Raw genomic sequence first — 18,062 nt, 5'->3', positions numbered from 1 at the left:
TAGGCCGTTCGGGTGTGAAAAAGATTTTGTCAACCGATCGCGGAAGAAGGCCGATATCGCACGACAGCGGCGCCGAACGCGCAGTTCGCGCTCGGCGGTCTCGACGCCGTCGGGCGGTCAGTTCGCGCGGCGACGGAGCGACAGCGTCGCCCCGGCGACCGCCACGACGGCCGCGAGGACGCCGAAGCCGGGGACCGGCGTCGACGACTCGGTCGGCGCGTCCGAGTCGGCCACGGTCGACCCGGCGGCGCCCGGGCCCGGCGTCCCCGACTCGGAGCGGGACCCCGTCGCCGTCGGCGAGTCGGTCGGCTCGTACTCGACGGTCGTGCTCGCGTTCGGGTACGGCACGTCGGCCGCGTCGAGGCGCCCGTCCCGGTCCACGTCCCGGTACACGGTGACCGTGAGCGTGCCGGGGTCGGCGGCGGCGAGGCTCACGAGGCCGCCCGTGTACCCCGTGTCCGGGGCGCGTGGCTGGACGCCGACCACGTCGCCGTCAGCCTCGGCGACGACGACGAGGCTCCGGTGGGAGACGGTCGCGTCGAAGGCGACCTGTCGCTCGCCCTCCCCGCGGACGCTCGCCGAGAGGGTCGCCGCCGGGTCGCGCACGACCGCGCGTCGCTCGACGCCGCCCGTCCGGTCGGGGAGCCGCACCGCGACGGTCAGCCGTGTGCCGTCGGTCGCGTTCGCGGTGCCGAGGCTCGCCTCGAACGTCCCGTTGGCACCGACGGTCACCCGCCGGGTCGTCGTCGTGCCGTCCGCACGCGCCGCCTCGACGACCAGCGTCGACCCGGGGGCGAGCGTCGTCCGGCCGCGAACCGGCTGCCCGGGGGCGAGCGCGACGCGCTCGTCGCGGGGCCAGTCGGGGAGCCCCGCGTCCGGTTCGACGACGACGAACGACGTCTCCGCGGACGCCGGGTCCGCGCCGGCCGCCCGGTCGTGGGCGGCCGCCCAGTCGAAGCGGCCGCTCGCGTTCAGGGTGAGGTTCGCCGCGAACCGGTCGCCGCCGTAGAGCTCCGCCGGCGCGCCGTCGGCGGCGGGGTAGCCGCGGTCGGTGGCGCCGTGGACGACCCGGAGAGCTCGTGTGTCGGCGACGAGGTAGAACGAGTCGTTGGCCGGGTCGGCGTACAGCGACACCGCGTCGGGGTCGAGGAGGTCGACCGCCTTCACTCGACGCGAGGGGGTCGGGTTCGACTGGACGACGCGCAGCGCGCCGCCGGTCCGGTTCAGGTACGCCGCGAGCGCCGTCACCGAGGCGGCCGACTCGTTCGTGTCGACGGCCCACGCCAGCCGCTTCGCGTCGACCGCGAGCACCAGCGTCCCCGGGTGGAGCACCGTCGAGTCGCCGTCCTCGACGTCGTAGCCGCCGAGTCCGTCGACGCCGCCGGCGGTGACGACGGTGCCGTTCTCGAACCCGCGTCGGAGGTCGCCGGCGCCGGCGACCGTCGCGTTCGCCGCGGCGTAGCCGACGGTCAGGTTCCCGATCCGGGGGTCGCCGACGACGAGCGCGAGCCGGTCGACGACCGACCCCCCGCGCGACAGCGTCAGCGTGTACGTTCCCGTGCGGAACGAGCCGTCGGCGTGGTCGACGCCGAACGCGAGGCGGCCGGCGGTGCGGTAGGCGGCCGCGCCGTCGGCGGACGTGTTCACCACGAGCGTGCCGTGGCCCGACGCGCCGGCCTCGCCGCCGAGGTCGACCGAGGCGTTCACGCCGGGGCCCTCGACGCGGACGGTCGTCTCCCACGCCTTGCACGCGAGCACCGCGATCCGGGCGGTGTCGCCGGCGTCGACGTGGGCGGGACGGTCGGCTGCCGGGTCCTCGAACTCGGGGAGACAGTGGGTCGCGCTCGGTCGGTCCGGGGCCGCGAGCGGAGCGGCGAGCGCGGGCGCCGCGACGGCCGACGTCACGAGCAGGAGCGCCACGCTCGCCGCGAGGGGACGCGCGCTGGAGGGCATCGCCGGCACGTCCCGCCCGGGAGTCGTATTCCTTGTGGTCCCCCGACAGGACACCAACATACTTGTCGGCCGTCGGGGAGGGTCGGGTATGGGCGACGACCCGGAACCGGCGGTCGACCCCGACACGCAACGGACGGCGGTGCGCGACGGCTACGACGGGCTGGCGGGGACGTACGACCGCGAGCGCGACGACGCGGAGGCGCCGCTGGTGGAGTCGTTCCTCGGGACGCTCGACGCGGGGGCGCGGGTCCTCGACGCCGGCTGCGGGCAGGGCACTCCCGTGTTGAACCGCCTCCCGGATGGGGTCGACGCGGTCGGCGTGGACCTCTCGGCGTCGATGCTGGGGCTCGCGCGCGAGCGCACCGCCGCGCCGCTCGTGCGGGGCGACCTGACGCGGCTCCCCGTCGCGACGGACGCCGTCGACGCCGTGACCGCGCTCCACTCGGTCATCCACGTGCCGCTCTCGGAGCACGCGGCGGTGTACCGGGAGTTCGCGCGCGTCCTCCGGCCGGGCGGACGGCTCTACGTGACCTGTGCGACCGGCGAGGAGGGGTGGGCGGGCGCGAACGACGACTGGCTCGGCTCCGGCGAACTGATGGCGTGGTCGTTCCCGGGCCGCGAGCGGACGCGGGAGCTGCTGACCGAGGCCGGGTTCGCCGTCACCGCGACACGACGGCTCGGCGACGGCGTCGCCGACGACGACGGCGGCGAGTGGCTCCACCTGTTCGCGTCGCTGTCGGCCGAGTGAGCGTCCCGTTCCGGTCAGGTCACGCGGAGACGGCGGCGCGGACCTCCACGAGCAGCTCCCGGACCGGCTCGCGGAGTTCGTCGCCCCGGTACCGGGCCGCGCGCGTCGCCGGGTCGTACTCGACGATGCCCGCACGGGCGAGCTTCGGCAACGCGACGTGGTGGAGCCGCCGTGCGGTCCCGCCCGACCCGTCGGACGGGAGCGCGGCCGCGAGGTCCTCGACGGTCGCGACGTCGTCGCCCGAGCGCTCGAAGTAGCGGACGACCCCACGGCGGGTTCCGTCCGCGAGCGCCGAGAGCAGTTCGTCGAAGCTGTGCTTCCTCCCCGGCACCGTCGACCCGTCTCACCCCGGACATGAACGGACGTACCCGTCCCGAATGGTTCCGGTTGGTGCCGGAGTTCTCCGGGAGTTTATCTCCTTCCACCGCCTCCGGGCCGGCATCCCGGGGGGGAGCAATGATACTCGCACACTACACCATCGACCACCCGTTCCTGCGGCGGACCCTCCGCACGGTGGCGGGAGCGCACCTGAAGTGGGAGGACTCCTACACCGACCAGGCGGGCCACATGCGGCTGACGGGGTGGCTCGACGCCGACGACCTCGAGGAGTTGGACGCGGCCATCGCGGCGGACCCGACCGTCGGCGACCGCCTCGCGTTGACCGAGTCGAACGACCGCGTGCTGTACCGCCTCGACTTCGCGGACGCGTACAAGGCCGTCAGCGTCCGCTCGATCATCGGCGAGGTGGGCGGCGTCAACGACGTGATCACGGCCGACGCCGACGGCTGGCACCTCAAGACGGCGTTCCCCAGCCGCGAGGCGATCGAACACGTGTACGGCTTCTGTTGTCGCAACGACATCCCGTTCACCCTCGAGCGCATCTACGAGCAGTCGGACCTGTTCGGTTCCGGGAACGGCGGACTCACCGACCGGCAACACGAGACGCTCGTCGCCGCCGTAGAGTCGGGCTACCTCGACATCCCGCGGCGGGCGTCGTTGGCCGACCTGGCCGACACGCTCGGGATCTCGGAGAGCGCCGCCTCCGAGCGGTTCCGCCGAGGGGTGAAACGGCTGGTCACCGCGACCCTCGTGGAGTGAGGCGACGCGCCGGGCCACGGCCGCGGGGGACGGCCGCTACCGGAGCAGGTCGAACCCCGGCCGCCACCACAGCAGCGCGACGGTCACGCAGAACACGAGCGTCGAGGGGCCGTAGCCGATGCCGCCGACGGCCGCGACGACGAACCCCCCGCCGCCGACGACCGCGGTCGCCGCGCCGACGAGGATCGGCAGCGAGCAGGAGACACAGGAGAACAGCCCGAGCAGCCCGGCGACCCCCGCGCTCGTCGCGTCGACGACCGTCCCGTACAGCAGGTACGCCAGCGCCGCGTAGCCGAGCAGCTTCGCGGGCATGAGGACCGCCGCGGCGACGCCCGCGTTCACGACGACCGCCGGCCCCCACCCCGGCGGGAGCATCGCCACCGTCACCCCCGGCACCGTGCCGGGCGGCGCGACGCCGACCACCCCCGAACACCGAAAGCAGGAGCGCGTAGCCGCCGGCGACCGCCGCGGCCCGGCGCCGCGTCTGGGCGTCAGCGGCGGGCGGGCGATAGCGCGCGAACACGACGAGCGCGAGGTTCACCCACGTCAGACCGTACAGCGTGAACAGCGGCGACGAGAGCCGCGCGTTCGTCAGCGCGAAGTACGCGAGGACGGCGAGGAGTTCGAGGTTGACGACGAGCGCCGCGACCTGTAGCTCGCGGGCGGAGACGTCGAACCGGCCGACGGAGAACGTGCGAACGCTCATCTCAGACGGCGAGGGCGTCGACGACGACGGCCAGCAGGACGACGCCGAGGTAGGCGTTCGACGCGTGGAACGCGCGGAACGCCGCCGACTCGTCGCGCTCGTAGTGGAGGCGGACGATCGCCCACAGGAACACCGAGCCGACGACGACGCCGGCGAAGGCGTACAGCCAGTCGAGGCGGCCGAGGCCGACCATCGCGGCGCCGACGGCGAGGGTGGCGCCGAAGTACCAGACGATGTGGCGGCGGGTCGTCGTCTCGCCGCGCACCACGGGCATCATCGGGAAGCCGCCGCGCTCGTAGTCGTCCTTGTACGCCAGCGCGAGGTTGTAGAAGTGCGCGGGCGTCCACAGGAAGATGAGCGTCGCCAGCGCGACCCCGCCCAGTCCGACCTCGCCCGTCACCGCCGCCCAGCCGATGAGCGCCGGGAGGGCGCCCGCGGCGCCGCCGATGACGGTGTTCTGGACCGTGTTGGGCTTCAGGACGAGCGTGTAGATCACCGAGTAGAACACGATCGCCACGAGGCCGAGCACGGCCGCGAGGAGGTTCACCCACGCGAACAGCCCGACCGAGACCACGGTGAGCAGCAGGCCGAAGGCGACGGCGTTGCGGACGGAGACCAGATCGACCGCCAGCGGGCGGTCGCTCGTGCGCTGCATCCGGCGGTCGACGTCGCGCTCGAGGACGTGGTTGAACGTCCCCGAGGCGCCGATGGAGAGCGCGCCGCCCGTCAGCGTCGCCGCGACGACCGGGACCGAGAGGCCGGTGCCGCCGGCAAGCGCCATCGAGGCGCTGGCGACGAGGCACAGCAGCCACATCAGCCGGGGCTTCATCAGCCGGAAGTACGCCCCGGCGGTCATGCGGGCGCGCCGGAGCGGGTCGTCGCCCCACGCCGGGACCGCCGGCCGGGGGCCGTCGTCGAGGGGCTCGGCCGCCGGCTCCGGCGCCGACGTCGCCGACCGGTCCTCGTCCGGGTCGCCCGTCCGAGCCTCGAGCTCCCACGCGAGCGCCGCGAGGAGCCCGCCGAACACGACGAGCCCGCCCGCGAGGTGGAGCGCCGACAGCGTCACCGGGACGCCGGCGACGGTCGCGAGCGTGGCCGCGTCGGCGACGGCGACGTACGCGCCGAGCACGGACTCGACGGGGTACAGGAGGAACGCGACGGCCAGCGCCGCCCGGACGCGGCGGTCCGGGCGGGCCCGCCACGCGGCGACCCCCGTCGCGAGCACGAGGAGCCCGACGAGGAACGCGACCGCGCGGTGGCCGAGGGCCACCCAGCCCGCGGCGTCGCTCGGGAGCGCGAACCCGTCGCCGCAGGCGGGCCACGCGGCACACGAGGCGGCGGCGTCCGTGACCGCCGTGGTGGCGCCGACCACGAGCAGCAGGTACACCCCCATCGCGGACGCCGCGAGGAGCGCGGGGAACCGCTTCGATGTCACTACCACGGATTGCGTCCGGCGGCATATCAACCCCGCGCTTTCCCCGCTCGCGACCGCCCCGTACGACCCCGCCATCCGGTGTTTCGGGCGACAACAGTAGGTATTTACGTGGCCGACGCCGACGCGGATGTAATGACGCGCACGCGATTCGGGAGCCTGTTGCTCGGGCTCGTCGGGCTGGCGCTGTTGGCGACGCCGGTCGCGGCGCAGCCGTCGACGACCGCCGGGCTCATCAACGACCTGAACAGCCGGCTACTGTACGTCGCGATCCCGATCACCATCCTCGTCGAGGTCATTCTCATCTACACGGTCCTGAAGTTCAAGGACAGCGACGAGCCGTCGCCGACGCGGGAGAACCGCCGCCTCGAGATCACCTGGACGATCGCGACGGCCATCGTCCTCCTGTTCGTCGGCGCCGCCTCCTACGGCGTGCTCGCGAACCCGGACGTGACGTACACCGGCGGCGTCGACGAGATCGAACCCGCCGAGGGCGACGTCCACGTCGAGACGGTCGCCTACCAGTGGAACTGGCGGATGAACTACCAGAGCTCGAACATCACCGAGCTGACCGCCGGCGACCTCGACACGGAGGCCATCCCGCGGGCCGAAGGGTTGGAGGGGCCGGTGATCGTCGTGCCCGCCGGGCAGGACCTCTACTTCACCACCGCCTCCGACGACGTGCTCCACGGGTTCGCGGTGCCGGAACTCGGCCTGAAGCAGGACGCGATCCCCGGCCAGAAGAACACGATCAAGACGGTCGCCAACGAGCCGGGCGTCTACCAGGGCTACTGTACGGAGTACTGTGGTGTCGCCCACTCGAACATGTACTTCAGCGTCGTCGTCGTCGACCAGGACACCTACGACGGCTTCGTCGAGCGCCAGACGAGTCAGGGCGGCTCCGGAAACGCCTCGGCGTCGCTGGCGGCCCCGTCGCCGGCCGGTCTCGGCGCGTAACAGGGCGCGTCCGCTCCCGTTCCCGTTCTCCGCGCGCGCCGCACCCGCCGGCGGCGCCAGCGCCCCGGCGGCCTTTTGAAGTCGCTTCGTCCCGAACGCCGAGCGTGCGCGACGAGGCCGAGATCAGAGAGCAGTACGAGTTCCTCGCGGAGCAACTGGAGTCCGAGGAGATGCGCCACGAGAGCATCCGCCAACTGTTCACCCACTACAAACGGGCCCTCGGGTGGGTGTTGGAGGAGGAGCATATATAAGCGGACCCTGACTGCCCGGTAGTTTTATCCCATCACCGGGGCTACACGCAAGTGACGCTTCGTCTGGAGGGCCGAAGCGTCAGCGGGGACCGATTCGGGCGGCGCGCCGCGGGTGTTTCCGCGGCGCGCCCCCGTTCGTTCTCGGACCCGGACGACAGACCGACGAGCCGCGGCCGTCGCCGGCGGGAGCCGATCACTCGATACTGAGCCCGCCGTCCGCGCCGCCCGCGGGGTCGTCGACGTCGTCCCACTCCAGTTCGAACTCGACGCTCAACTCGTCGGGACCCGAGCCGGTCTCGCGCTCGGCTTTCACCTCGAACGTCGCCGTCGCGGGCACCTGCATCGTGAGCGAGTCGCCGGCCCCGGTGAGCGTCAACGCGCCGTCGTCGTCGAGCTTGTCGGCGACCGCGCGGAGGTGGGCGGCGATCTCGTGGCGGTCCTGGCGCAGTTCCGACTTGAACAGCACTTCCTCGGGCATACCGGTCACGACGCCGCCGACGGGTAAAAACCGGTCGGGGGTTACACGGAACTGACACGACAACGGACCTGTGTGATCCAGAAGAGATGCTTCCGAAGCGTCTCACGGCGTCCGCGCCCGATATTCGAGGGGTAGAGCCGTACCGAGGCGGCAAGCTTATTGGGATCCGACAGTAATCTCTCGACGGATAGTACCGATGTACGACCTGACCGGATTCCAGCGCGATCTCCTCTACGTGATCGCCGGGCAAGACGAGCCCCACGGGTTGGCGATCAAGGAGGAACTCGAGGACTACTACGAGAAGGAGATCCACCACGGGCGGCTGTACCCCAACCTCGACACGCTCGTGGAGAAGGGGCTCGTAGAGAAGGGGCAGCGCGACCGTCGGACGAACTTCTACACGCTCACGCGGCGCGGCCGCCGGGAGATCGAGGCGCGGCGCAGTTGGGAGTCGCAGTACGTCGACGCCGAGGAGTGACCGGGTCGGGCCGGCCCGGGCGTCACTCCCCGTCCGGGGTGCCGCCGTCGCCGGCGGGGGTGGGACCGGCGTCCGGGGGGTCCGACACGACCTCCTCGGTGAGGTGCGACGGGTCGACGGCGAACGGGCGGATCGGCTCGCCCGCGAGCAGTTCCGGCAGGACGATCCTGGCGAAGTGGACGACGAGCACGAGCAACAGCGGCATCAGGAAGATGCCGTACCAGCCGAACAGGAGGGGGCCGAGGGTGTACGCGAGCATGACCGCGCCGACGTGGAGCGACCGCCCGGAGACGTACGGCCGGAGCACGAGGTCGGGGATGGTGTCGACGATGACGAGCGACGCGACCGCGAACGCGAGCACGAACACCAGCCCGCCGGTCACGTCGTTGGCGACCGCCCGGACCGCCATGAAGATCACCACGGGGACGTACACCAGTTTCATGCCGACGATGGGGATCAGGCTCGCCGCGCCCGCGATCAGGCCCACGAGCGCGGCCGCCGGGATCGCGCCCCCCTGCGGCGCGAACACGTTGAGCAGCGAGTAGACGATGACGCCGATGGTGCCGGTGACGATGGCGTTGAGGATGTTGCCGAAGAAGATGGACTTGAGGTCGCGGTCGACCGCGAGGCCGTAGGCGTCGATGACGCCCGCCTGGTCGGTGAACTGGACGAAGTAGCGCGCCAGCTTCGTGCCGTCGCGCAGGAGGTAGAACGCGATCGCCAGCATCACGAACAGGTGGATGGCCGCGGTGCCGAGGACCGCGACCGTCCCGACGGCGCCCGACAGCGACCCCATCGCGCCCGAGAGGGTGTCGGCGGTGACGTACTGCTGCCAGTCAAGCGTCGCGAGCTGTGCCGGGTCGGTCACCGCCGGCAGGTCGCCGGGGTCGATGGGGAGCCGGTCGAGGTAGCCGTTCGCGGCGATGTCGAGCTGCTGGACCTGATCGACGACGATGAGGACGGCGTAGCCGACGAGCAGCAGCGCCGGGAGCACCATCGCGAACAGCGCCGTCGCGGCCGCGAGACTCCGCGACGGGAGGCGGCGGCGGAGCCGGTTGTACACGGGCCGGGTCGCGTAGTAGATGAAGACGCCGAAGACGAACGTACCGACGAACGAGTAGACGATGAACGTCACCGCGGCCGCGAGGGCGGCGCCGACGCCCCACCACGCGGTGCGCGACCAGTCGATGTCGGAGAGGGCCATACGCACCCGGGTCCGCCGAACGACAAAAGCGTATCGCGGACCTGACATCCGCTGGAACCGCGGGCGGTCGGCCCGAAGAAATATATACGGCTATACAGTAGTATGTAGCTCTATGCTACCGGTCGCGGTCGCCGGTGTGTCGACCGACCCGCTCGCCGTCCCGGTCGTCAGGCTGGCGTTGGCGGCGGCGCTGGGGCTGTTCCTCGGGCTGGAGCGCGAGTGGTCGGACAAGTCCGCGGGGATCCGGACGTTCTCGCTGACGAGCCTCGTCGGGGCGGTGTTCACGCTCCTGGCGAGCGAGAGCGCCGTGGGACGGGTGCTGTTGGCGGTCGGCGGCGTGCTGGTGGTCGTGCAGGGCACGCTGCTGGCCGCACGCGGGCTCAGCGACGGCGCCGACGGCTCGCTGTCGCTCACGACCTCGGTGTCGCTGCTCGCGGCGTACGGCGTGGGGGCGCTCGTCGCGAGCGGCTTCGTCGTCGAGGGCGTGACGGTGGCGGTGTTGTCGGCGGCGCTGTTGGTGTTGAAGCGGGAACTGCACTCGTTCGCGGGCGACCTCTCGCGGGCGGAGCTCCGGTCGATGACGGAGTTCGCGGTCCTCGCGTTCGTCGTCTACCCCGTGTTGCCCGCGGGCGAGCGGACGGTGTTCGGGGTGCCGCTGGAGCCGCGCGTCGCGTGGCTCATGGTCGTCACGGTCGCCGGCATCGGGATGGTGAACTACGCGCTGGTGCGGACGTACGGGGGCCGCGGCATCGCCGTGACGGGCTTTCTCGGCGGACTGGCCTCCTCGACGGCCGTCGTCGGGACGATGCTCGACCACGCGACCGACCGGGTTGAGTCGGTGTCGTACGCCGTCGCGGGGGTGTTGCTCGCCGACGCCGCGATGGCGGTGCGCAACCTCGCCATCGCGCTGGCGTTCACCGTCACCGGCGACGGCCCGCCGCTGGTGGGGGTCGTGGCGCCGCTGGGCGCGCTGACGCTCGGCGCCGTCGGCGTCGCCGCGGCGACCGCCGACTGGCGAACCCGGGTGGATCTGGCCATCGAGTCGCCGTTCTCGCTCCGCAACGCGCTGGCGTTCGGCGCGGCGTTCCTCGTCATCCTCGCGGTCAGCGGCGTCGCACAGGCCCGCTTCGGCGCGACGGGGCTGTACGTCTCGGCGGCCCTCTCGGGGCTGGTCTCCTCGGCGGGCGCGACGACCTCGGCGGTGCTGTTGTACCGCGGCGGCACCGTCGGCGCCGACGTGGCGACCGTCGCGGTGTTGCTGGCGACCGTCTCCAGCGTCGCCGTCAAGGCGGCGCTGGCGGTCGCCGGTCCGCGGGCGTTCGTGCGACGGGTCGCCGCGTACAGCCTCGCGCTGATCGCGGCGGCCGGCACGGCCGTCGCCGCGGCGACGCTCGTGTGAACGCACGACGGATCCCGGCCTCGGTCGAACGAGATGTCACTCGTCGCGCGGAAGTTGGATCCGGTCCCAAATTCGACCGCGACCTTTTTCATTCGCCCATCGTCACTCTCTGGCATGGATCGACACACCGCGGACGTCCGGGTGACGGAGATGCCCGGGGAGCGGGCCCGCGAGTGGGCGGCGTACCACCGCGAGGTCGCCGCGACGACGACGTACGTGTACGACTTCGTGTGGGACATCACCGCCGACGCCGAGGGGCCGTTCTGCACCGACGTCGACGGCAACGTCCTGCTCGACTTCACCTCCCACGTCGCCGCGGCGCCGCTCGGCTACAACAACCCCAAGATCGTGGAGCCGATGGCGGAGTTCGACATGGTCGACCCGACGAAGATCGCGGGGCAGGACTTCTACGTCTCCGACGGCGCCGACCCCGGCGAGTCGAGCCTGCCGGGGCCCGCCGACCTGATGCACGAACTGACCGAGCGGACGAGCCACTACGGGCTGGACACCGTGTTCCTGTCGAACTCCGGCGCGGAGGCCGTCGAGAACGCCATCAAGATCTGCTACGACCGCTCGGAGGGCGGGAAGTACGGCGTCACCTTCGACGGCGCGTTCCACGGCCGCACGCTCGGCGCGCTGTCGCTCAACCGCTCGAAGTCGGTGTACCGCAAGCGCTACCCCGAGGTCCCCGGCGTCCACGACGTGCCGTACTGCGACGACACCGGCTGTACGCCCGCGACGTGTTCGTGCGGCTTCTTCGTCGACGACGGCGACACGTCGCTGCTGCGGAAGAAGCTCGACCCGAAGACGGGCCACGTGAACCCCGAGGAGACCTCCTACATCGTCATGGAGCCGATCCAGGGGGAGGGCGGCTACCGCTTCCCCTCGGAGTCGTTCATGACCGAGGTGGCCGCCCTCGCCGACGAACACGACATCCCGCTGATCGCCGACGAGATCCAGTCGGGCATGGGACGGACGGGCGAACTGTGGGCCTCCGACCACTACCCCGTCGAGCCGGACGTGATCACCGGCGCGAAGGGGATGCGCGTCGGCGCGACCATCGCGAACGAGGACACCTTCCCGGAGGAGCGCGCCCGCCTCTCGTCGACGTGGGGCGCCGGGGACGTCGTCGCCGCCGCGCAGGGCGTGTTCACGCTGCGCGCCATCGACGAGTACGACCTGCTGGACAACGCCGTCGTCCGCGGCGAGCAGTTCGTGGAGACCGTCCGCGACGCCGCCCTCGACGGCGTCGACGACGTGCGCGGCAAGGGGCTGATGCTCGCCGTCGAGTTCGAGTCGGCCGACCTGCGCGACGCGGTGTTGGAGGCGGCGCTCAAGCGGGGCCTGCTCACGCTCGCGTGCGGGTCGAAGGTGATCCGGTTCCTCCCGCCGCTGGACGTGACCGAACGGGAGATCGACATGGGCGCGCGGCTGTTGATCGCGGCGACGCGCGACGTGAACTGAGACGGTCGCGCCGGCCGACTCGGCCTCCGGTCAGGCCTCGTCCTCCTCGCGTTCGGCCTCCGCCTCGCGCTCCCGCTCCTCGGTGAAGAAGTCGAACTCGGCGTCGTCCGCGCCGTCGAGGTACTCCGTCTCCAGCAGCTGCGACACCGTCCGGCCGAGCGCGTCCAACTCCTCGTCGACGCCGCCGGCCGCGTCGTCGGAGAACGCGTCGGGGGCGTCGTCGGGGACGGTCGGGGCGCGGTAGCCGACGTCGTCGGTCGCGGGGTCCCAGTAGAAGTCGAACCGGTCGAACAGGCCCAGATCGGCGGCCGTCTCGAACTCCGCGGCGGTGAGGTAGGTGTGTTCGGCCCACTCGGCGAAGGCGTCGCGCCACGCCCCCGCGCGCAGCGCCGTCCGGAGCGCCTCGCGCCGGTAGTCGTCCTCGATATCGGGGTCCCGCGTGCCCAGCGACTCGTAGTCGCCCCGGGGCTGGGGCCCGTGCAGGCTCGGCGGGTCGGGCACCTCGACGTCCAGCGCCATACGGGCGGGTCGCTCGGCGCGGACAAGGCGCTTGCCACGATTCCAGCGTGGGGGAACCGGGCGTCCCGCCGCGGCGACGCCTACTGCTGGTAGCGGCGGTCGTCGCTGGGCGTGGGGTACTGCGACTGCCCCGTCATCTCGTCGTACGTCATCCCCGAGAGGTACTCGTCGTAGGTGACGTCGAACGCCTGCCGGAGGTGGAAGTCGAGGTCGCCCGTGTCGAGCGTCCGGCGGAACAGCGCGTGGATCCCCCGACGGACGAGTTCGTCGCGGTCGGTGCCCAGCGCCGCCGCCAGCAGCGCCAACTCGTGTTTCGTCTCGCGGTCGAGGTCGACGCCGATCTCGTCGTCGAGGTCGCCGTACGCGTCGGTCACGGCCGCGTCGAGGTCGTCGAGTCCCATGTCCGGCCGGTGTCGCGGGCGCCGGATACCCGTTACGCTCCGTCGTCGTCGCGGGCGTCGAGCGCGGCCCCGCAGTAGTCGCAGGCCGCGTCGGCGACGGGGACGCGCGACCCGCAGTCCGGGCAGTTCGTCTTCTGTGCCGCCGCGGGTGCGTCGTCCGCGTCGCGGTCGTCGGCGGTGTACGCGACGCCGACCCCGAACGCGGCGACGACGACGCCGGTCGCCAGCCACATCGTCGGCCCGGCGGCGAGGTAGAACGTCAACACCGCGGGGAGGACCGCGACGGCGAGCCCCGCGAGCAGCGAGGCGAGGACCAGATCCTGTCGCATCGTCGCCACGAACCGCCGGGGACGACAAAGCGTTTGTGTCGTCCCGGGGGGCGAACCGTCAGCGCTTTTCGCCCCGCGGCCCGGTCTCCGACGATGACGGACCACCTCCCCGACGACCGCGACGCCGTGCGGGAGGCGCTCGTCGCGTGGTACGAGGCCGACCACCGCGACTTCCCGTGGCGCCGCACCGACGACGCCTACCGGATCCTCGTCTCGGAGGTGATGAGCCAGCAGACGCAACTCTCCCGGGTGGAGGAGGCGTACGCCGACTTCCTCGACACGTGGCCGACGGTGGAGGCGCTCGCGGCGGCCGACCGCGGCGACGTGGTCTCCTTCTGGTCGGGCCACTCGCTCGGCTACAACAACCGCGCGAAGTACCTCCACGAGGCCGCCACGCAGGTCGTCGAGGCGTACGACGGCGCGTTCCCGACGGATCCCGACGAGCTACAGGAGCTGATGGGCGTCGGCCCGTACACCGCGAACGCGGTCGCCTCGTTCGCGTTCGACAACGGCGACGCGGTGGTCGACACGAACGTCAAGCGCGTGCTCCACCGCGCGTTCGGCGTCCCCGACGACGACGCGGCGTTCGCCGCGGCCGCGAGCGACCTCATGCCCGCCGGCGAGTCGCGCGTGTGGAACAACGCGATCATGGAGCTGGGCGGCGTCGCCTGCGGCCAGTCGCCGCGGTGTGACGAGGCGGGCTGTCCGTGGCGGCGCTGGTGTCGCGCCTACGAGACGGGCGACTTCACCGCGCCGGACGTGCCCGAGCAGCCGAGCTTCGAGGGGAGCCGCCGGCAGATGCGCGGGAAGGTCGTGCGCGCGCTCGGCAACCACGACGCGCTCGCGCTCGACGCCTTGGGGCCGCGGATCCGCGTCGACTACAGCCCCGACGGCGACGGCGAGGGGTCTCGCGCGTGGCTCCGCGACCTCGTCGGCGACCTCGCGGACGACGGCCTCGTCGCGGTCGAGGAGCGCGACGGCGAGACGGTCGCCTCGCTGCGCCGGTGAGGCGAGCGCGGGGGCGCCGGCGACGCTACGGCACCCGGATGTACGCGTAGCCGTCGGCCTGCCGCCGGGTCAACTCGCCCATCCCGCTGGAGACGACGTCGACGCCGTACACGAGTTCGTCCGCGGGGATGTCGCGCCCGGCCAGCGAGTTCCCGCACGCGCACACCTCGACCGTCGGCGCGTCGGGTGCGGCCGTCTCCTCGGGCGTCCGCGCGAGCAGGCCGCGCACGTCGTCGGCGACGGGCGAGTCGGCGCGGACGGCGCCGACGCCGTCGCCGTTGAACACGACGACCAGCGCGTCGAGCGCGACCGTGTCGTCGCCCAGGAGGTTCGCCGCGTTGGCGAGCGCGTGCCGCCGGTCGTCGACGTCGCCGGCCGAGCAGTGCAGCGCGGTTCGCATGGGTGGACGCAGGCGCCCGCGACGCGTGAACCCCGCCGTCGATTCCGGCCGGGCGGCGACGCCGGCGACACGCGTGTGCGACCGTCGCGTGTCAGGGGGTGACCCGGACGCCGTCGACCGTAATTCGTTTATTCGCGGTGCCCCGCCGGGGTCGTATGCCCACTTGCCAGAACTGCCAGTCCTTCGTCACCGAACGGTACGTGAAGGTGTTCGAGCCGGAGGGCGTCGCCCAGCCCCGGGCGTGTCCCCACTGCGAGGACATGGTTCGACGCGGGAAGACCGTCCGCGCGAAGAAGAACTGACCGCGGGCGCCTCAGCCGCGGACCACGTTCTCGCCGGCGTCGTACTCGACGAGCCCGAAGTCGGCGAGCAGCGGGAGGTGGACGTGGTGCAACGAGATCGCGGCGTCGCGTCGGGCCGCGTCCGCGGCGGGGTCGGCGTCGGGTTCGCGCGCGACCACGGCCGCCGCCAGCGCCGCGAGGGGGACGGGGGCGTCCGCCCCGACAACACCGACAGCACGTGCCGCCGCCGGGCGGACGCGAGCACCCGGTGACGGTCGCTCTCGTCGAGTCCGGCCAGCGCCGGAGGGACGTCGGTCGGGTCCCCGCGGGTGCGGGGTCGGTCGGTCGAGCCGGGGAGTGTCTCGTCCGCGGGCATGGATCCACGAAGCACGGCCCGGCGCCTAAGGTCGGGGGCGAACTGTGTAGGTATCCTCGCCGCCGTCGGCGACCGGGTGGCGACCGGACGACGACGAGGTCCGGCCGGATGGCTGCACGGTGGGTGGCGCGTTGACTCCGGCGGCGGAACATTCACCACCGCGGGCCACGCGGTTGGGTGCGATGCCCCCCCACGTCACCTCGCGGGCGAACCGCGAGACGCTGGCGGCGTTCCGTCGCCGCGGACACCCGCTGACGACGAGCGAGGTCGCCGAACGGCTCGACGTCGGTCGCCGGGGAGCGTACGGTCGCCTGCGGCGGTTGGCCGACGACGGCCACCTCGAGACGAAGAAGGTCGGCTCCGGCGGCCGCGTCTGGTGGCGGGCCGTCGAGGCCGACGGGACGGCCGACGCCGCCCGGGACGACGGGGACGACGCCGACGGACGGCGCGACCGGACGAGACACCAGCACCGCACGCTCGTCGAGCAGTTCCCGAACGGCGCGCTCGCGCTCGTCGACGAGGACCTGCGGTACACCACGTTCGGCGGCACCGTCGAGGGGGACACCGACGTGACGCCCGCGGACCTCGAGGGCGAGCCGGTCGCGTCGGCGCTGCCGTCGGAGGTCGCGAGCGTCGTGGTCCCGGGGTACGAGCGGGCGCTCGCCGGGGACGCCGCCGTGTTCGAGGCGTCGATCGACGACCGGGTGTACCGCTTCCACTTCTACCCCGTCCGCGACGACGACGGCGAGGTGTTCGAGGCGCTGGGGATGTCTCAGGAGGTGACACAGCGCCGGGCGTACCGGCGGGAGCTCGAGGAGCGGATCGCCCAACAGCAGGCGGTCGCCGCGTTGGGCCAGCGCGCGCTCGACCTCGACGACCCCGAGGCCCTCGACGACCTGTTCGCCGAGGCGACCCGCGTGGTGGCCGACACCCTCGACAACGCCTACTGCAAGGTGCTCGACCTCGACGACGACGGCGAGGAGCTCCTGTTGCGACAGGGCGTGGGGTGGGACGAGGGGATCGTCGGCTCGGCGACGGTGTCGGCGGTCGAGGACGACTCGCAGGCGGCGTACACGCTGGCGACCGAGGAGCCGGTCGTCGTGGAGGACCTGGCGACGGAGACGCGGTTCGGCGGGCCCGCGCTGCTCAGCGACCACGGCGTCCGCAGCGGGATCAGCACGATCGTCGGTCCGCCGGAGTCGCCGTGGGGGATCCTCGGCACCCACGACACCGAGCCGGCGGACCTCGCCGACCACGACGCGGCGTTCGTCCAGTCGGTCGCGAACGTGCTCGCCTCGGCGGTCGTCCGCGCCCGCCACCGGCGCGAGCGCGAGCGACGGCGGAACCAACTCGGCGCGCTCAACAGCCTCAACCGCGTGGTCCGGGAGGTGTCGCGGGCGGTCGTCGACCGGTCCAGTCGCGAGGAGATCGAACGCGTCACCTGCGAACGGCTGGCGGCGGCCGACTCGTACCTGTTCGCGTGGATCGGCGAGGCCGACGCCGCGAGCAAGGAGATCCGCCCGCGCGCGGCGGCCGGCGCCGAGGCGTACGTGGAGGAGGTGACGGTGTCCGTCGACCCGGACGACGAGCGCGGCCGGGGGCCGGCGGGGCGCGCCTACCGAACGGGCACGATCCAGACGACCCAGCACGCGGACGCCGACCCGCGACACGAGCCGTGGGCCGCGCAGGCGGCCGCCCACGGCTACCGGTCGGCGGCGTCGATCCCGATCGTCCACGAGGGGACCGTCTACGGGGTGTTGAACGTCTACTCCGAGCGCGAGCGGGCGTTCGTGGACCGCGAACGGGCCGTCGTCGCCCAACTCGGCGAGGTGGTGGGGCACGCGATCGCCGCCCTCGACCGCAAGCGCGCGCTGTTGAGCGACGAGGTCGTCGAGCTCGAGTTCCTCGTCGAGGACGTGTTCGACTCGTCGGTCGTGACGCCGTCGCCCGACGCGATCCGGTTCGACCACGCCGTCCCGCTCGGCGACGAGGCGTTCGTGGTGTTCGGGACGACGACGGGCGCCGGCGTGGCGACGCTGGAGGAGCTGGTCGAGTCGCTCCCGCTGTACGACCGCCTGACGGTGCGCGCCGACGGCGACCGGCGCCGCTTCGAGCTGACCGTGACGGGGCTGCCGGTGTTGTCGGCGATCGCCGCCCACGGCGGCGCGATCGAGGAGGCGGTCGTCGAGGACGGCGACTACCGCCTCACCGTGGCGATCTCGCCGAGCACGGACGCGCGGGTCGTGATCGACGCGATGCGGGAGACGTACCCGGCCGCGTCGCTGGTGCGGCGCCAGCAGGTGGAGCGCACGGACGACCGCGTGGGCGCGACGGTGGCCGCCCTGACCGAGCGCCAGCGCGCGGCGCTGGCGGCGTCGTACCACGCGGGCTACTTCTCGTGGCCGCGCGACGCGACCGCCCAGGAGGTGGCCGACTCGCTCGACATCGCCGCGCCGACGCTCCACCAGCACCTGCGGAAGGGCCAACGGAAGGTGTTCGCGGCGGTGTTCGGCGACGGCTGACCCCCCGGATCGGCCCCACTTGTGCGCTGTGGCCGTGGCTTTAGCCGGCTCGCGCCCC

At 72.6% G+C, this 18,062-nt stretch carries 20 protein-coding genes and 1 pseudogene; 10 read left to right on the top strand and 11 right to left on the bottom strand.

The window, feature by feature from the left end; genetic code table 11:
• Positions 1–117: 117 nt before the first annotated feature.
• Entirely contained in the window at positions 118–1,953 is a 1,836-nt protein-coding gene (locus P0R35_RS00770; RefSeq protein ID WP_284013350.1) for a BGTF surface domain-containing protein, read from the bottom strand.
• A gap of 88 nt (positions 1,954–2,041) precedes the next feature.
• On the opposite strand from P0R35_RS00770, the gene P0R35_RS00765 reads away from it, so the two are divergent.
• Entirely contained in the window at positions 2,042–2,701 is a 660-nt protein-coding gene (locus P0R35_RS00765; protein ID WP_284013349.1) for a class I SAM-dependent methyltransferase, read from the top strand.
• A 19-nt stretch (positions 2,702–2,720) separates the two neighbouring features.
• On the opposite strand, the gene P0R35_RS00760 is transcribed toward P0R35_RS00765, so the two are convergent.
• Complete coding sequence (locus P0R35_RS00760; RefSeq protein WP_284013348.1) at positions 2,721–3,032, bottom strand: DUF7344 domain-containing protein; 312 nt, start codon at positions 3,030–3,032, stop codon at positions 2,721–2,723.
• A 125-nt stretch (positions 3,033–3,157) separates the two neighbouring features.
• Here P0R35_RS00760 and P0R35_RS00755 point away from each other — a divergent pair, with 125 nt between their 5' ends.
• On the top strand, positions 3,158–3,799 hold the full coding sequence (locus tag P0R35_RS00755; RefSeq protein ID WP_284013346.1) for a helix-turn-helix domain-containing protein: 642 nt from the start codon (positions 3,158–3,160) through the stop codon (positions 3,797–3,799).
• Positions 3,800–3,835: 36 nt separating this feature from the next.
• On the opposite strand, the pseudogene P0R35_RS16475 reads toward P0R35_RS00755, so the two are convergent.
• Positions 3,836–4,505 (bottom strand): annotated as a pseudogene (locus P0R35_RS16475) (DUF7546 family protein).
• Between the two features lies 1 nt (position 4,506).
• The gene (locus P0R35_RS00740; protein ID WP_284014666.1) at positions 4,507–5,898 is read right to left on the bottom strand and encodes a heme o synthase; all 1,392 of its coding nucleotides are present in this window, start codon (positions 5,896–5,898) and stop codon (positions 4,507–4,509) included.
• A 174-nt stretch (positions 5,899–6,072) separates the two neighbouring features.
• Here P0R35_RS00740 and coxB point away from each other — a divergent pair, with 174 nt between their 5' ends.
• A complete protein-coding gene (gene coxB, locus P0R35_RS00735) occupies positions 6,073–6,894 on the top strand; it encodes a cytochrome c oxidase subunit II (RefSeq protein ID WP_284013342.1) in 822 nt (273 codons plus the stop codon).
• Between the two features lie 104 nt (positions 6,895–6,998).
• Positions 6,999–7,145 carry a DUF8555 family protein gene (locus tag P0R35_RS00730; protein ID WP_284013341.1) on the top strand — a complete coding sequence of 49 codons (147 nt, stop codon included), beginning with the start codon at positions 6,999–7,001 and terminating at the stop codon, positions 7,143–7,145.
• 193 nt (positions 7,146–7,338) lie between these two features.
• Here the strand turns inward: P0R35_RS00730 and P0R35_RS00725 are convergent, their stop codons facing one another.
• Positions 7,339–7,623: an amphi-Trp domain-containing protein gene (locus tag P0R35_RS00725; RefSeq protein ID WP_284013340.1), complete on the bottom strand. Its 285-nt coding sequence runs from the start codon at positions 7,621–7,623 to the stop codon at positions 7,339–7,341.
• A 196-nt stretch (positions 7,624–7,819) separates the two neighbouring features.
• Here P0R35_RS00725 and P0R35_RS00720 point away from each other — a divergent pair, with 196 nt between their 5' ends.
• Positions 7,820–8,101: a PadR family transcriptional regulator gene (locus tag P0R35_RS00720; RefSeq protein ID WP_284013339.1), complete on the top strand. Its 282-nt coding sequence runs from the start codon at positions 7,820–7,822 to the stop codon at positions 8,099–8,101.
• A 22-nt stretch (positions 8,102–8,123) separates the two neighbouring features.
• Here the strand turns inward: P0R35_RS00720 and P0R35_RS00715 are convergent, their stop codons facing one another.
• On the bottom strand, positions 8,124–9,305 hold the full coding sequence (locus P0R35_RS00715; RefSeq protein ID WP_284013338.1) for an AI-2E family transporter: 1,182 nt from the start codon (positions 9,303–9,305) through the stop codon (positions 8,124–8,126).
• Between the two features lie 112 nt (positions 9,306–9,417).
• On the opposite strand from P0R35_RS00715, the gene P0R35_RS00710 reads away from it, so the two are divergent.
• Positions 9,418–10,704, top strand: coding sequence for an MgtC/SapB family protein (locus tag P0R35_RS00710; protein WP_284013336.1), 1,287 nt, complete (start codon positions 9,418–9,420; stop codon positions 10,702–10,704).
• A gap of 114 nt (positions 10,705–10,818) precedes the next feature.
• The gene (locus tag P0R35_RS00705) at positions 10,819–12,168 is read left to right on the top strand and encodes an aminotransferase class III-fold pyridoxal phosphate-dependent enzyme (RefSeq protein ID WP_284013335.1); all 1,350 of its coding nucleotides are present in this window, start codon (positions 10,819–10,821) and stop codon (positions 12,166–12,168) included.
• A gap of 30 nt (positions 12,169–12,198) precedes the next feature.
• On the opposite strand, the gene P0R35_RS00700 is transcribed toward P0R35_RS00705, so the two are convergent.
• From P0R35_RS00700 to P0R35_RS00690, 3 genes are all read right to left on the bottom strand, one after another.
• Positions 12,199–12,687, bottom strand: a complete 489-nt coding sequence (locus P0R35_RS00700) for a DUF7992 family protein (protein WP_284013334.1) — start codon at positions 12,685–12,687, stop codon at positions 12,199–12,201.
• 80 nt (positions 12,688–12,767) lie between these two features.
• On the bottom strand, positions 12,768–13,088 hold the full coding sequence (locus P0R35_RS00695) for a ribbon-helix-helix protein (protein ID WP_284013333.1): 321 nt from the start codon (positions 13,086–13,088) through the stop codon (positions 12,768–12,770).
• A 32-nt stretch (positions 13,089–13,120) separates the two neighbouring features.
• Positions 13,121–13,417 (bottom strand): hypothetical protein, encoded by a 297-nt coding sequence (locus P0R35_RS00690; protein WP_284013332.1) that lies wholly within the window; start codon positions 13,415–13,417, stop codon positions 13,121–13,123.
• Between the two features lie 93 nt (positions 13,418–13,510).
• Between P0R35_RS00690 and P0R35_RS00685 the strand changes: the two genes are divergently transcribed.
• On the top strand, positions 13,511–14,425 hold the full coding sequence (locus P0R35_RS00685; RefSeq protein WP_284013331.1) for an HhH-GPD family protein: 915 nt from the start codon (positions 13,511–13,513) through the stop codon (positions 14,423–14,425).
• A 25-nt stretch (positions 14,426–14,450) separates the two neighbouring features.
• Here P0R35_RS00685 and P0R35_RS00680 read toward each other — a convergent pair whose 3' ends face one another.
• The gene (locus P0R35_RS00680) at positions 14,451–14,825 is read right to left on the bottom strand and encodes a DsrE family protein (protein ID WP_284013330.1); all 375 of its coding nucleotides are present in this window, start codon (positions 14,823–14,825) and stop codon (positions 14,451–14,453) included.
• A gap of 155 nt (positions 14,826–14,980) precedes the next feature.
• Here P0R35_RS00680 and P0R35_RS00675 point away from each other — a divergent pair, with 155 nt between their 5' ends.
• Positions 14,981–15,127 carry a DUF7563 family protein gene (locus tag P0R35_RS00675; protein WP_284013329.1) on the top strand — a complete coding sequence of 49 codons (147 nt, stop codon included), beginning with the start codon at positions 14,981–14,983 and terminating at the stop codon, positions 15,125–15,127.
• A gap of 11 nt (positions 15,128–15,138) precedes the next feature.
• Here P0R35_RS00675 and P0R35_RS00670 read toward each other — a convergent pair whose 3' ends face one another.
• Entirely contained in the window at positions 15,139–15,285 is a 147-nt protein-coding gene (locus P0R35_RS00670; RefSeq protein ID WP_284013328.1) for a DUF7344 domain-containing protein, read from the bottom strand.
• A 379-nt stretch (positions 15,286–15,664) separates the two neighbouring features.
• On the opposite strand from P0R35_RS00670, the gene P0R35_RS00665 reads away from it, so the two are divergent.
• Complete coding sequence (locus tag P0R35_RS00665) at positions 15,665–18,004, top strand: bacterio-opsin activator domain-containing protein (RefSeq protein ID WP_284013327.1); 2,340 nt, start codon at positions 15,665–15,667, stop codon at positions 18,002–18,004.
• Positions 18,005–18,062 lie beyond the last annotated feature (58 nt).

Source organism: Halobaculum litoreum (assembly GCF_030127125.1).
Taxonomy (GTDB): Archaea; Halobacteriota; Halobacteria; order Halobacteriales; family Haloferacaceae; genus Halobaculum; species Halobaculum litoreum.
The sequence above is the reverse complement of the archived record's forward strand: the minus strand, read 5'-3'. Positions and strand labels throughout refer to the sequence as shown.

Excerpts from the sequence above, each read along its gene's own strand:
- P0R35_RS00770 (WP_284013350.1), bottom strand. The coding sequence starts at position 1,953 with ATGCCCTCCAGCGCGCGTCCCCTCGCGGCGAGCGTGGCGCTCCTGCTC.
- P0R35_RS00765 (WP_284013349.1), top strand. The coding sequence starts at position 2,042 with ATGGGCGACGACCCGGAACCGGCGGTCGACCCCGACACGCAACGGACG.
- P0R35_RS00755 (WP_284013346.1), top strand. The coding sequence starts at position 3,158 with ATGATACTCGCACACTACACCATCGACCACCCGTTCCTGCGGCGGACC.
- P0R35_RS00740 (WP_284014666.1), bottom strand. The coding sequence starts at position 5,898 with ATGGGGGTGTACCTGCTGCTCGTGGTCGGCGCCACCACGGCGGTCACG.
- coxB (WP_284013342.1), top strand. The coding sequence starts at position 6,073 with ATGACGCGCACGCGATTCGGGAGCCTGTTGCTCGGGCTCGTCGGGCTG.
- P0R35_RS00725 (WP_284013340.1), bottom strand. The coding sequence starts at position 7,623 with ATGCCCGAGGAAGTGCTGTTCAAGTCGGAACTGCGCCAGGACCGCCAC.
- P0R35_RS00720 (WP_284013339.1), top strand. The coding sequence starts at position 7,820 with ATGTACGACCTGACCGGATTCCAGCGCGATCTCCTCTACGTGATCGCC.
- P0R35_RS00715 (WP_284013338.1), bottom strand. The coding sequence starts at position 9,305 with ATGGCCCTCTCCGACATCGACTGGTCGCGCACCGCGTGGTGGGGCGTC.
- P0R35_RS00710 (WP_284013336.1), top strand. The coding sequence starts at position 9,418 with ATGCTACCGGTCGCGGTCGCCGGTGTGTCGACCGACCCGCTCGCCGTC.
- P0R35_RS00705 (WP_284013335.1), top strand. The coding sequence starts at position 10,819 with ATGGATCGACACACCGCGGACGTCCGGGTGACGGAGATGCCCGGGGAG.
- P0R35_RS00700 (WP_284013334.1), bottom strand. The coding sequence starts at position 12,687 with ATGGCGCTGGACGTCGAGGTGCCCGACCCGCCGAGCCTGCACGGGCCC.
- P0R35_RS00695 (WP_284013333.1), bottom strand. The coding sequence starts at position 13,088 with ATGGGACTCGACGACCTCGACGCGGCCGTGACCGACGCGTACGGCGAC.
- P0R35_RS00690 (WP_284013332.1), bottom strand. The coding sequence starts at position 13,417 with ATGCGACAGGATCTGGTCCTCGCCTCGCTGCTCGCGGGGCTCGCCGTC.
- P0R35_RS00685 (WP_284013331.1), top strand. The coding sequence starts at position 13,511 with ATGACGGACCACCTCCCCGACGACCGCGACGCCGTGCGGGAGGCGCTC.
- P0R35_RS00680 (WP_284013330.1), bottom strand. The coding sequence starts at position 14,825 with ATGCGAACCGCGCTGCACTGCTCGGCCGGCGACGTCGACGACCGGCGG.
- P0R35_RS00675 (WP_284013329.1), top strand. The coding sequence starts at position 14,981 with ATGCCCACTTGCCAGAACTGCCAGTCCTTCGTCACCGAACGGTACGTG.
- P0R35_RS00665 (WP_284013327.1), top strand. The coding sequence starts at position 15,665 with ATGCCCCCCCACGTCACCTCGCGGGCGAACCGCGAGACGCTGGCGGCG.